The organism is Thalassoroseus sp., from assembly GCF_984380535.1.
In genome coordinates this window covers 416,280-428,529 of the sequence record NZ_CFHRBF010000001.1, presented here as the reverse complement: position 1 = coordinate 428,529, position 12,250 = coordinate 416,280, and the positions used below count along the sequence as shown (strand labels likewise).

Sequence of the window (12,250 nt, the reverse complement as noted above, 5' to 3'; positions counted from 1 at the left end):
CGTGCGCTCGCATCTCGATTACTGAAGGTAGATGAATTCGCTGGTATTCAATAGCACTCGGCAAAACGCCGACAACCCGTGCTCGGCGATCAACGTCTCGCAGGACTTCAGCTCATCATCTGTCGCGTCCCGGCAATAACACAGACGGAAGGCGAGTTGAATTTGTTCGTTAATGTTATCACCCGAGTCGCGTTTCAAACGCTTCGCGAACGCATCGGCCATGTCGAGCGTGAACTGGTGATTGAGCATCGTGAGTGCTTGTAGCGGGCTGATTGTTTGAGACCGGCGTGGCGTCGAGAAAGCACAGTCCGGTTGATCAAACTCTGTCATTAAATCCACGACGGACGCCCGGGCGTTTTGGTGGTACACCGCCCGCCGATAGGTTTCCGGTCCCGGACGGTCGAGCGGATCATAGGTGCAGACATTGTCTTGCATGAAGTGATACAGCCGAAATCCGGGTCCGCCCATCTCGGTGTTCAATACGTCCGCGACTTGCAGAATCGAATCGCGAATTTCCTCGGCGGACAGTCGTCGTGGCGGAAATCGCCACAGCAAACGAGCGTCGCTATCGATCTGTGCCGCCTCGTCCCGATGCTCGCTTGATTGTCGGTAGGTTTGCGACAACATGATCAGCCGGTGCATCGGCTTGAGTTGCCAGTTGTTTCGATGAAGTTCGCCGGCCAACCAATCCAGCAATTCCGGATGAGTGGGCAAACTGCCCATCGATCCAAAATCGTTAGGCGTACTGACGATGCCGGTGCCGAAATGGTAATGCCAAAGTCGATTCGCCAACACACGCGGCGTGAGCGGGTTTTCATCGTCCACCAACCAGTCCGCCAATGCCAATCGTCGTTGGCTCTCAGGCGTGTCCGCCGCCAGTTGATATTCCGGAGCACTCTCCGAAAGCACACTGAGACTGGCAGGCAGAACCGTCTCACCTTTTCGCTGTGGACTTCCGCCAAGAAAAATGTGAAACGGTCCCTTCGCGTCAGCTTCGGATCGCGTCCCGACGAAAACGGTTTGCAACGGCGGAATCTTTGCCAACTCTTGATTGATCCGGGTGATCTCACGGGACAACTCCGCCAATCGTTTATGGTCGTCGGCGTTCGTTTCCAACTCGCGTAAGCGATGCTTGCGGTGCGCTTCGTTTACGGGTTTTCGATCGTGTGAGTTTGCAACTTCTCGCCAAGATGTTCCATCGTCGGAAACCTCGATTCGATACTCGCCGACGAAAGCGAATTTCCGTTGGTCAGGTTTTTCTTCACCACGGGCACTGGAGAACGTGACGCGGTTGATTGCAACCGGTTTGGCTAATTCGATTGTTAAGTGTCCGCCAGTGGCGAGGAATCGTTCGCCGGTTTTTCCGTCGATCGCTTTTTGCGGACCATACACACCAGGGGCATCTTCAATGGGACGACTTGGCCCGGTTGCGGTGGCACCGGCGGATGCCAAAGCGACATTGGCAGGCGGTTCTGTTGCCGTCCAGATCTCAAATTCATCGATGCCGAACTGACTCCGGTTCGCAGGGTTGGAGTCCTGTCCTTCAGAGGTCAACCGAACAAAATTGGCGGTTGTCGGTTCGAAGGTTTCTTCGGTTCCCCGACGATCAACCGGCGGACGTGTCCAGGTGGCTTCGTAATCCGCTCGCTTCGTCTTGCCGCGTTCTTCGATGGCTCGACTTAACGCCTCTCGTTCTTGTGTCAGGGAGTTGCGTTGGGCTTCGAGTGGTTGGCGGCGTGCGGCGTTTGCAGCTTTGTCCTCCGCTGTGGCGACCACGCGTCGACCGTGTCGCACACCGGCGAACGACGCATACCAAGCGTAATAATCGCTCTGCCGAATGGGGTCGAACTTGTGATCGTGACAGCGGGCACATCCGATCGTCAGCCCCAGAAACGCCTCGCCCGCAGCCCGGATCATCTCGTCAATCGTGTTGGCCCGAATCTGGGCAGCCTGCACCGCATCTTGATTGCCGACGTCGTCATACGGACCCGCTACCAGAAATGCACTCCCGATCTCTGATTTCGGCAGGCCGTTGCCGAACACATCACCAGCGATGTGTTCGCGGATGAACTGATCGAAAGGTTTATCGGCATTGAGCGACTCGATCACGTAGTCACGAAATGGCCACAAGTCGGGAATGAGCACGTTGCGTTCAAACCCGTTACTCTCGCCGAACCGCACCACGTCCAACCAGTGTCGCCCCCAACGCTCGCCATACTGCGGCGAGTCTAAAAGCTGATCAATTAATTTCTCGTACGCGTGCGGGTCCTTGCTCTCAACGAACTGTTGCGTCGCTTCCGGACTGGGGGGCAATCCGGTCAGATCGTAGTATACGCGGCGAATTAACGCTCGGCGATCGGCCGGCGGGTTCGGCGAAAGTTTCTGTTCAGCCAGACGCGTATAAATGAAACGATCGATCGGGTTGTCTCGCCATGCGGCGGGGGTCTCCATGTGCAGCGGAGGAGTCGGTTTCGCCAACGGCTGTAACGACCACCACGTTTTATCAGCCCGCGACCGTTCCCGAAGAACCACTCCATCCGGCCAATTCGCACCCTGCGTGATCCAAGTTCGAATGACTGCAACCTGGTCGGTCGTGAGCGCTTCACCTTCCTTGGGCATCGCTGGTTTCTTGCCGTCACCGGGTGTAATGAGGTCCAGCAGATAGCTGGCGTCCGGGTCGCCGGGTGACAGGTAGCCGTTCGCAGCAAGTCCCTCAGCGGTTGCCAACGAGAGATCCCCTTTCGAATTATTCGGCGAATGGCAACGCACGCAATGCGTCTCAAGAATCGGAGCGACATCACGTTCGAAATTCACGTTGTCTGCAGCAGACGACGAATCTGAGCTCCAAAAAATCACGCTCAGAATCGCGATAGCGGCTCCCGGGGTGAGTTTCGGAAGGAATTGGCGATAACACATGCTGTGCTCCGCTGAGTCTGCGAGCTTAGAAAAAATCGTTCCAGGCTAGAAACGCATCAATCCTTCCGATTGTGCCCGCTCATCGGTGAATGGGCAACCGACCCTTCGTATTTGCATCAATACACGTGTTGATCACTTGCGACACGTGTGCCAATTCTTCCCGAAGATTTTCCAAGGATTTGTCGTTTCCGAGACGCAATTTCGGCAAATGCTCACAAAAGACGACGAATCCGCATCGTCCGTTCGTTTTATGAACTAGGTTTGAGCGGTTGCTAAGAAATCTTGGGTTACCCAATCCATTCAGCCGCGACTTGCACCGCCCGTTGAACTCCCAAGCGGGCCGGGAAAACTTCAAGGGACGGCTTCTAGAATCGAATTCCCCTCAAAACGACAGATTAGGAGATGTTTGTATGGTCAGTGCCAGCCCTTCTCGTTCGGGACGCGGTGCAGACGCCGGCCAGAATGACTTTGAGACGCTGAAACGTCTCATTCACGGCAAACTCGTTGACAAACTCGATCTGTCACGATTGGGCGATCTTGAAGGAGATACGCTTCGTCGCGAAATTCGACTCGTCGTAGAACACCTCTGCGACACCGAGAATCCCCTGCTCAACCGCGCGGAACGCGAACGGTTGATCGAGGAAGTGCTCGACGAAACCTTCGGATTTGGTCCGCTCGAAATCCTTCTGAAGGAAGAAGGCATCGCGGACATCATGATCAACGGACCGAAACACGTCTTCATTGAAAAGAACGGTCGAATTCAACGTTCGCCGGTCACGTTTCGCGACAACGATCACCTCATGCAAGTGCTCGACCGCATCGTTTCCAAAGTCGGTCGTCGCGTCGACGAGACCCAACCAATGTGTGACGCACGTTTGCCGGATGGTTCTCGTGTGAACGCAATTATTCCGCCATTGGCTTTGGACGGCCCGAGCCTGACGATTCGCCGGTTCGGTTCCAACCCACTAACCCTTGAAGACCTGCTACGTTTCGGTGCGTTCACGCCAGAGATGGTCATGCTTCTCGAAGGGGCTTCGAAAGCACGACTGAATATCCTCGTCAGCGGTGGTACTGGTTCCGGTAAAACGACGCTGCTCAACACGCTTTCGAGCTTTATTTCGCCCGACCATCGTGTCATCACGATCGAAGACGCCGCCGAATTGCAGTTGCAACAAGATCACGTACTGCGACTAGAAACTCGACCGCCAAACATCGAAGGCAAAGGACAAGTCACTGCTACCGACCTTGTGAAAAACGCACTTCGGATGCGGCCGGACCGAATCATCATCGGGGAATGTCGTGGGCCGGAAGCGCTCGACATGTTGCAAGCCATGAACACCGGTCACGAGGGATCACTGACTACGATCCACGCGAATACTCCTCGGGATGCTGTCAGTCGTTTGGAAACGATGATTAGCATGGGCGGAATTGAACTTCCGATTCGGGCCTTGCGACATCAATTCGCCTCGGCTGTCGACTTGATCATTCAGGCCAACCGACTACAAGGCGGTCCTCGTAAAGTCACACATATTACCGAAGTTGTCGGGATGGAAGGTGATGCAGTGATTATGCAAGACATCTTCTTATTCATCCAAGATGGGATCGATGAAGACGGCAAGGCATACGGACACTTTGAATCGACGGGCGTGCGACCATCCTTTATGGATCGTCTTGAGCAAGCCGGTGTCCGTCTGCCCTCGAATTTGTTTAGTCAGCGAACACTAGGATACTAGTGTATGATTGCTTGAAGTTAGAGACAAAAAAATAACCAACTTTTATACGGGCCATTCGTAGCACGACACGTTTTTCCAGGTACAACATCATGGACCCGATCTTTATATATATCGCCATCTTTGTCGGAATTGCGACGCTTGTATTAGCAGCCGCATTTCTGTTCACGGATTTTACACCGACCACTGCAGAAGATCGCCTGGCGAATCTCACTGGCAAAGGAAATGGTGACCAAGACAGTTTAACTCGACAAGAAATTGTAAAAGAGGGACTCGGCGGACTCTCATCATTAATGGGTGGGTTCACTGAGCGACTCCAGAAACTCACGCTGTTATTCGAGCAAGCCGATTCACCAATCCGGCCTGATGCATTCTTTGGACTATCAGTCGGGTGTTGCGTGCTTGGTGTTGCGATTGCAGTGATTGCCGGTGCACCAATACCGTTGTACCCAGTCGCTGGCCTGTTCTTAGGAACATTTCCCTTCATTTGGTTGCTCTGGCGACGAAAGTCCCGCTTCAAAAAGTTTGCAATGCAACTACCAGATGCCTTGGAACTGATTGGCCGAGCACTGCGGTCTGGTCATAGTTTGGCCTCAGGGTTAAACGTCGTAGTCCAAGAAATGCCAGACCCGATTTCCAGAGAATTCTCTATGGCCTACGAAGAGCAAAACTTAGGCGTACCGCTTGAGCAGGCGTTGAAGAATATGCTCAAACGAATTCCTAACCTCGACCTAAAATTCTTCGTGACGGCGACGATCATCAACCGCCAGGCTGGTGGCGATATGTCTGAAATCCTAGAGAAGATTAGTGGCATCATTCGCGAGCGATTCAAAATTCTTGGGCAAGTTCAAGCGTTGACGGGTGAAGGCCGAATCAGCGGTATCGTTCTGATGGCATTGCCGATTGCTCTATTCTTTGCAGTCTACTATTTGAACCCCGACTATGTGATGCTGTTGTTCACAGAAGAGCAAGGACGTCAGATGATTGCAGCCGCAGCTGTCTTGCAAGTGTTGGGGGCTGTCTGCATCAAGAAGATCGTCAATATCAAAATCTAGATCAAACGACGATAACTACATACTGCAAAGATCAACTCGCAACTGATCATTGACTACTAGCATCGCCCTCTAAGTCGCTTTTTCTCGACGAGTGTTATCATGGACCCAAGTATTATTGTTTCAGCATGTGTATTCCTCGCATTGACCGGCGGTGCTTGGGCTGCAATGAGCATGTTGTCGCCGAAGTCGAGTCGTGCGAGTGAACGTCTCGAAGAACTGCGAGATCCCGGTCGACGAAACCGTGACAAAGCCGATGGCAAAACAGGAGTCGGCGGGCTATTGGAACGTGCCGCGCCTCAAATGTCAAAGGCGCTTAAGCCTAAGACAGAGCTCGAACAAAACAACCTTAAAGTCAGGCTGGCAAATGCTGGGTTTAGCAGTCCGGCTGCGCCACAGATCTATCTAGCGTTAAAACTAGCAAGTTTGCTAGTTGGCTTATTCATGGGTGGCGGATTCGCAGCGTTCAAGTATGGCATGACGATGAACGGACTCACGTCTTTGATCGTTGGCTGTGCATTCGGATTGTTCATTCCGAGCCTGGCTCTGACATTGAAGATCAAGGCCCGACAGGAACGCATCTTCCTTGGCCTCCCGGACACCCTCGACCTTCTTGTCGTTTGCGTGGAAGCTGGACTTGGGCTGGATGCCGGCATGCGACGCGTTGCGGAAGAACTCGAGGACACCCATCCCGACGTGTGCCAGGAATTCAATCTAGCAAACATGCAATTGCAGATGGGGCGAAAACGTCGGGAAGTGTTGCACGACTTAGGCGTGCGAACCGGTGTGGATGACATGCGTGCTCTGGTTGCAATCTTGATTCAAGCCGACAAATTTGGATCCTCAATCGCCCAGGCTCTGCGGGTGCAATCCGACAGTATGCGAGTGAAACGAAGCCAAATGGCCGAAGAACGGGCACAGCAGACCGCGGTGAAATTAATCTTCCCGCTGGTTCTGTTCATTTTTCCAGGTATCTTCGTCGTCCTGGTGGGACCTGCCGCCCTGATGATGATGAACGGCTTGTTCGCCCAGTAGCTCTATCGTCCGAAATCGCATTCGTAAGAACTTGTGTGACGGCTCTCAGAACCGAAAACGCAGAAGACCGGAACTCAACCCAACTCTCACGCATTCCAACACGACGTGTTCCCAGATCGAGCCTCGAAAGATGATCGCCAGGTTCCGAGCCCGACCGAGCCAAGGGTTGTGTACATTTCGTTTTGCGAGTGCCTCGGCTAGGTGTGGTTTTGTGTGCACTGTATTGTGTCCGTACCAGCAACTCAGTGTACGCTGGAGATGACGTAGCCCGTCGTTATTACTCTCTTAGAACGGATCGTATCAAGACGTCCTGAGTAGTCGTGAGACATCAGGATTGCAATAAGTGTCCTCGCCGAAAGAGATTGCGTCCGTTTAGCTACACCGCGTTTGGCGAGTGACTTCGACCGTCAACCGGGAGATAACTCTCGGCTCCCCGGATCGAGCAGTACTACGACTTCGTTGCTCAAGCGATTTCTCGATCCTGCAGGGTTGTCGACCAGCCAAACTGCCGCTATCATCCTTCCACAGGGTTGTCGCTACCAATTCGCGATCACCCGGGAGATTTGATTGAGGGTTGAAATAGCACCCGACGATCATTTAATCTCCGTGCAGCACAACTGCACCCCTAGCTCAATTGGATAGAGCATCGGTCTACGGAACCGAAGGTTAGAGGTTCGAATCCTCTGGGGTGTACTTCACTAAACCAAATCCAGCAAAGACTTTAGCTTGCGAAGCTCCTCGGCGGAAAGTTGAGGAGCTTCTTCTTTTCCCCCCACTAATCCCCCCACTATTCCGCGATCCCCCGTTTCGCCGCCCAAGAGCTTGTTGATTTCGGTGGCCGCCGATTCCGCCCGCTTCCGAGCTTGGTAGAACTTCCGAGTGGTTGCGAAGTCCTGGTGTCGCATGATCACCATCAGCGTCTCGGCTGAGAGGCCCTGATTGAAAAGTCGCTCGGCGAGACTACGGCGAAGGTCGTGGGCACTTGCGAACTTGACGCGCAGGCCCCGGTCGGGATCAGGTTGGCGGACGATGATTCCCGCGTGCTCCCCGATCGCCGAGATGACCCGACTCACCCGATCCTTGGAAAGTTCTTTCGACCTTGATGGCCGCCGGGTTCTGCGTTTCTTCAGCTTGGCAACAACTTCAGGCGGCAAAGCCTGCCCGTAGCGGGTGATCCGATCCTTCCGCACCAACCCTAGCTTCTTCAGCCATGCTCGGACTGTTTGTTCACTAACATGGCAGGCATCAGCGATTGCCTGGTTGCTGTACTCAACAATCAGCTTGGCCAGAACGTCCGACTCGGGAGTGAACGCTTGCTTTTGCTTGCCCGCCACGGCGTACTCGACAGGAATCAACTTGACTACCGGCCCAGTCCGTTCAGCAGTCGGTACCGACTCCAGCAACTTGCGGAGGCCTGGCAGCATTGGGATTTCCGTTGGAATAGCCGTTAGTGTGATGGCCGATGCCGTTATGACCGTTGCTCGGTGCCGAGTTGTGATTGGATTGCTGGGGCGCGAGTTGGTCTTCAACGCTTCGTTGGCACGCGGTGAAGGCTCCGCGAACTTTTTCGTGAAATCCTGCCAGGTCGTGTTCGATCAGACTGCGGTCAATCTCAAACTCAACGTGGCAACTTGCGCCGAGTGAGCCATAGTCGGGAAGGCCGACCTTCTTTTGCAGGCCGACAGACAGTTTGACTGCCATAGGATGTCTCCTTCAGTAGAAGTAGAAATGGAGACGGGCCGCCAACGCAAAAATACGATGGCGGCCCGGAATGTGGATGAATGGAACGACCAAGCAGCTACGCGACGTCTTGAAGCTGCCGGAGGCTGGCGAGCGTGCTCTCCACCAAGCGAGATTGCTTTTTGCGCCGACGCAACGTCGCGATCAGCTCGCGAGTTCGAGCCAGCGATTCCTTCAGCGAATCTCGCAGTGCTTCAGCCGCCTCAAGCGGGGTTAGCGAGTCGGCAGACTGCGACTCCGAAGTTGGAGTTCTTGTCTTGTCAGTTTGCATGTGGGGCCTTTCGATTGTTGAAGGTCTGGTCGTTTGCGGGCCGCCCCGGTCCACCGAGGCGATCCGCTGCATGTTGTCTGTCGCCTTGATCGCGCCATCTTTCCCGAGCAACGCCCAGAAGTAGGTGCGGTTGCCTTCGCGACAAACCGCTGGCGACTCGGGGCTATGAAAGTGAACATCCCGAAATCCCAGTCGAGCGGCGCGAGCCAGAAAGTTCCGGTTAGTGTTGCAACGGATCTCGTCGCCCTGCCGTGACGAACGACTGAGTTCCAGTTCCGTCAGTTGCTCGTCCGCTTGGGCGCGAACAGCAACCTGTCCGTTGAGGTCGAGCGTGATGGGTGCGTTCATCTCCCTCGCGCCCGGCAACCGTGACATCGCTTTGATCAGAAACTGGGCATCGTCATCGGCGAGTTGCAGTGTCGTTGTCACGGCATTTGGATCGGGAACATGCTCGTCCACCCGTGGAAACCGGGCGTCTTTGTTGATCTTCAACCAGAGTTCCCACTCGCCCGCTCGCACCTGGACGCAATCGTCGGACGCACCGATGGCGACTTCGGCTACGTCGGCAAGTTCCTTTCGTGTCAACACCCGCGAGGCGGGAATCAGCAGGTCCTCACTCCAGGGAAACTCGAAACCATCGTGGACGTAGGCTTGCCGGCCATCCGTTGCGAGGATCTGGCCGTTGGCACGAAGCAGGATGCAGTTGAGCGCGTACCGAGTCGCCTCGCGATCGGCGGTTTCCACCGCGTCCGACAATGCCCGCATCAGCGATTGGTCACACACGGCCGTGGACTCGACATTGGAAGGCATCGCAGGATTTACCAAAACATCGTGCCGAGCCGTTTGCGGGATACCTCCGTCGCGCCACTCCACAGTCACCGAGTCACCTTCGCGTCGAAACGTGACAACCTCATCCCCGCGTACTTCGCACTCGGCCAGGGCCGCCAAGGGGATTGCAAATGCCTCGGACGTCCCAGCGCCGGGGATGGTGTGCCGAATGGCAACGGTCTCGTTGCTTGTGGTGAGTGTGATGCCATCGTTGGTGGCCTGAAAACCAATGGGTGCCGGGCTTTTGCGAGATGTGATGCCAAGGGCTTGGCTCATCATCGTTCGGATTGACCGAATGTGTCTTCTGGATAGTGTGATCAACAGCGTCTCCTTCGTTTACTTTGACAGTTGCGTTTTGACTGATTCCGGTTGCTTCCGCTGCCGTCTCGCGTCAGCACGAACGCTGCCGCGAGCCAGACGAGAAGCATGACCGGACCAGCGTGAAGGCAGGCAATGATGCAGGCCACTCCCAACCAGCCGAGATACCGATGGATCGCGTCCCGGTAGATCGGGTCGCCGTGGTATCCTGGCCGGCTGTCATTGGATTTGTGGGAGTTCCGCATCAAGCAGACCGCCGTTGCAGAAACGCGTCGAGATGAATCACGGTGGGATACGGGCAGGAGAATCGGTCATCGTCCCAGTCGACCACCTGGCCGGGGAGATTGTCCGGTTCGGGATCGAAGTCCACGTCGGCAGGGTCGGCGATGGAAAATCCCCGCCGCTTGATTTCAGAGAGGTCTTCGCCTGTCGCATAGGCGACGGCGTGATCAAGGTCAGTTTGGGTCATCATTTGCTCCAATCGAAAGAGATAACGACCACCCAACGCAGGGCGGCCGTGTGAAAACAGCCGCCCCGCGACCTGCGAGGCAGAGAATCCGTTGTTGGTTACTTGGCTGGCGTTAGCCAATGGCAACGAAGCCAGGCGAGTTCGGCATCGAGCGCCGCGGATCGTGTTGTAAACGGACCGAGCAGCGGCCCGTTCACCGGAGACAGATCCGCCGTCCAATGCCCGTCATCTGTGGGTTCCACATGAGAACCGCGTCGAATCGACACGGCACCCAGTTCATGGAGATCAACGGATTCGGCATAGACGCAACGCACTTGCCCGGTTGTTTCAATGAGCAGTTCCACGCTGGCCTCCTTACCGAGGCCGGCGGAGAATGTTCCGACGCGGTCGATCGACCAGCAATCCGTCGAGTGAGGACTGCACGCTGGTCAGTTGCGAGGCGATTTGTTGCCGCAGCGCCCCGCTGTCACGAAGCTCTTGCGGGGCCACGCCGTTGACCACGCCCTGAGCCCGTTCCACCAACGCGTCGAGCTGGTCATTTGATCGGACATTGAGTGACCGGAACCGCTCGAAGAACTCGGTCAGGTTGGTGATGGCGGAATCCCGGAACACTTTGGGTTTGCCATCGTCTTGACCGTTGAGGCGTTCGGTCAGGTGATCGACCAGCTTGGCGAGTTCTTCCAAAAACGCCTGCTCGGCCAGTTGAACCGCTTCGTCGAAACGGGACTGAACCCGGCGGCACTCCTGCTCGTAAAGCTCTGGGCTGAGCTGTCGCAAGTAATCGGGCGGCTCAACGCTGGGATAGTCGTGCTCGATGCCGAACGTCCCAATCAACGAAGCGGGATAATCGCTGGCGTCGAACAAATCCCCCAGCCGCTGGCGAGCCGCCTCGCGGAGTTCGTCGTAATGCCGATCAAGTTCGAGAACCGCATCATCCAGCTCCGTGCGGAACTCGGCGATCTTGTTGTCAAACTCGGTGATCGCATCCTGCCGAATCAAGCGGACGCCCGGTTCGGGATACGGCAATGAAACGCCCTTCCAATAGGCCACGGCACGCCCCCGAATCGCGGTCACCGCCTTGTATGCCGGATGCGACGTGTCGAGGAGCTTCTTGCCGGCGCTGAGAAACTTGCCTTCCGCGCCGAACGAATCCGCCGCTTGGTTCTTCTGCTGAGAGTTGAGGGATTTCCGCACGCCGAGCCAGTTGAAACTGAGACGAGCGGCCGCCATCGTCGTGCGAAGTCGATTGGACGCAGAGGTTGATTCCGCCGACTGGGATGTGGGGTCATCTAACAATGTGCTCATACGCAATCTCCAAAAGAGAGACCAAGAAAAAACGCCGAGCCCAGGTCCGATCGGGACCAGGCTCGGCGCAGAAAGTCGTGTTACGATTTGCGGCTCAGTCTTTCCAATCACGGTTCTGCCAAACAAGCCGGACTGGCGTGTCACGGGCGTTTGCCGCTTTCACATAGACTTCAACGACCAACGGTTCGGCTGGATCGTAGTTCGGCAGCGAAATACTTTTGGTCACCGCGTTGTGCTCGTTGGGACTCCAAGTCTCAAAGCTATGCACGTGGGTTGCGTCTTCCGGCAGAACGCTCTTTCCATGAAGACGAATGGTGAGTCGTCCGTTCGTCAGATTGCCCTCATGCTGATGCCACACGGCAAGCGTGAATGTCGGGTCGTCGATGAAATGCCCTTGGATCTGTCCCGTGACGCGCACATCGACATGCTTCTTCTTGGGGTTCAACAACCCCGCCAGGAAAACCAACCCAATCACGACGATCACCGCGATCAGGCATCCACCTTCGTACTTGGCGAATCGGGTTTTGGGTTCTTCGCTCATAGGCTTACCTTTCACTTGAAGATCAAGCCGCGAGATTCACCGGGA

The 12,250-nt window shown here is 55.4% G+C and carries 11 protein-coding genes and 1 tRNA gene; 4 read left to right on the top strand and 8 right to left on the bottom strand.

The genetic code is table 11. The annotated features are described in order from the left end of the window. Positions 1-18: 18 nt before the first annotated feature. The gene (locus tag AC5DDB_RS01600) at positions 19-2,916 is read right to left on the bottom strand and encodes a DUF1553 domain-containing protein (RefSeq protein WP_491737915.1); all 2,898 of its coding nucleotides are present in this window, start codon (positions 2,914-2,916) and stop codon (positions 19-21) included. Between the two features lie 410 nt (positions 2,917-3,326). Between AC5DDB_RS01600 and AC5DDB_RS01595 the strand changes: the two genes are divergently transcribed. From AC5DDB_RS01595 to AC5DDB_RS01580, 4 genes are all read left to right on the top strand, one after another. Further along, entirely contained in the window at positions 3,327-4,649 is a 1,323-nt protein-coding gene (locus AC5DDB_RS01595; RefSeq protein WP_491737914.1) for a TadA family conjugal transfer-associated ATPase, read from the top strand. An 89-nt stretch (positions 4,650-4,738) separates the two neighbouring features. Then, positions 4,739-5,701 (top strand): type II secretion system F family protein, encoded by a 963-nt coding sequence (locus AC5DDB_RS01590; RefSeq protein WP_491737913.1) that lies wholly within the window; start codon positions 4,739-4,741, stop codon positions 5,699-5,701. Between the two features lie 99 nt (positions 5,702-5,800). Further along, positions 5,801-6,733 carry a type II secretion system F family protein gene (locus tag AC5DDB_RS01585; protein ID WP_491737912.1) on the top strand — a complete coding sequence of 311 codons (933 nt, stop codon included), beginning with the start codon at positions 5,801-5,803 and terminating at the stop codon, positions 6,731-6,733. 619 nt (positions 6,734-7,352) lie between these two features. Beyond that, positions 7,353-7,426 (top strand) — tRNA-Arg (locus AC5DDB_RS01580). A gap of 5 nt (positions 7,427-7,431) precedes the next feature. Here the strand turns inward: AC5DDB_RS01580 and AC5DDB_RS01575 are convergent. From AC5DDB_RS01575 to AC5DDB_RS01545, 7 genes are all read right to left on the bottom strand, one after another. Further along, a complete protein-coding gene (locus AC5DDB_RS01575; RefSeq protein ID WP_491737911.1) occupies positions 7,432-8,157 on the bottom strand; it encodes a tyrosine-type recombinase/integrase in 726 nt (241 codons plus the stop codon). After that, positions 8,111-8,434, bottom strand: coding sequence for a hypothetical protein (locus tag AC5DDB_RS01570; protein WP_491737910.1), 324 nt, complete (start codon positions 8,432-8,434; stop codon positions 8,111-8,113). The genes AC5DDB_RS01575 and AC5DDB_RS01570 overlap by 47 nt, the downstream gene beginning before the upstream one ends. 97 nt (positions 8,435-8,531) lie before the next feature. After that, entirely contained in the window at positions 8,532-9,848 is a 1,317-nt protein-coding gene (locus tag AC5DDB_RS01565; RefSeq protein ID WP_491737909.1) for a hypothetical protein, read from the bottom strand. A gap of 286 nt (positions 9,849-10,134) precedes the next feature. Continuing rightward, entirely contained in the window at positions 10,135-10,362 is a 228-nt protein-coding gene (locus tag AC5DDB_RS01560; RefSeq protein ID WP_491737908.1) for a hypothetical protein, read from the bottom strand. 95 nt (positions 10,363-10,457) lie between these two features. Further along, on the bottom strand, positions 10,458-10,703 hold the full coding sequence (locus AC5DDB_RS01555) for a hypothetical protein (protein WP_491737907.1): 246 nt from the start codon (positions 10,701-10,703) through the stop codon (positions 10,458-10,460). Between the two features lie 10 nt (positions 10,704-10,713). Next, entirely contained in the window at positions 10,714-11,664 is a 951-nt protein-coding gene (locus AC5DDB_RS01550; RefSeq protein ID WP_491737906.1) for a hypothetical protein, read from the bottom strand. Between the two features lie 94 nt (positions 11,665-11,758). Next, positions 11,759-12,205 carry a hypothetical protein gene (locus tag AC5DDB_RS01545; protein ID WP_491737905.1) on the bottom strand — a complete coding sequence of 149 codons (447 nt, stop codon included), beginning with the start codon at positions 12,203-12,205 and terminating at the stop codon, positions 11,759-11,761. Positions 12,206-12,250 lie beyond the last annotated feature (45 nt).

Bases quoted from the DNA above. Each gene is read 5' to 3' on its own strand.
- AC5DDB_RS01600 (WP_491737915.1), bottom strand. From the start codon at position 2,916: ATGTGTTATCGCCAATTCCTTCCGAAACTCACCCCGGGAGCCGCTATC.
- AC5DDB_RS01595 (WP_491737914.1), top strand. From the start codon at position 3,327: ATGGTCAGTGCCAGCCCTTCTCGTTCGGGACGCGGTGCAGACGCCGGC.
- AC5DDB_RS01590 (WP_491737913.1), top strand. From the start codon at position 4,739: ATGGACCCGATCTTTATATATATCGCCATCTTTGTCGGAATTGCGACG.
- AC5DDB_RS01585 (WP_491737912.1), top strand. From the start codon at position 5,801: ATGGACCCAAGTATTATTGTTTCAGCATGTGTATTCCTCGCATTGACC.
- AC5DDB_RS01575 (WP_491737911.1), bottom strand. From the start codon at position 8,157: ATGCTGCCAGGCCTCCGCAAGTTGCTGGAGTCGGTACCGACTGCTGAA.
- AC5DDB_RS01570 (WP_491737910.1), bottom strand. From the start codon at position 8,434: ATGGCAGTCAAACTGTCTGTCGGCCTGCAAAAGAAGGTCGGCCTTCCC.
- AC5DDB_RS01565 (WP_491737909.1), bottom strand. From the start codon at position 9,848: ATGAGCCAAGCCCTTGGCATCACATCTCGCAAAAGCCCGGCACCCATT.
- AC5DDB_RS01560 (WP_491737908.1), bottom strand. From the start codon at position 10,362: ATGATGACCCAAACTGACCTTGATCACGCCGTCGCCTATGCGACAGGC.
- AC5DDB_RS01550 (WP_491737906.1), bottom strand. From the start codon at position 11,664: ATGAGCACATTGTTAGATGACCCCACATCCCAGTCGGCGGAATCAACC.
- AC5DDB_RS01545 (WP_491737905.1), bottom strand. From the start codon at position 12,205: ATGAGCGAAGAACCCAAAACCCGATTCGCCAAGTACGAAGGTGGATGC.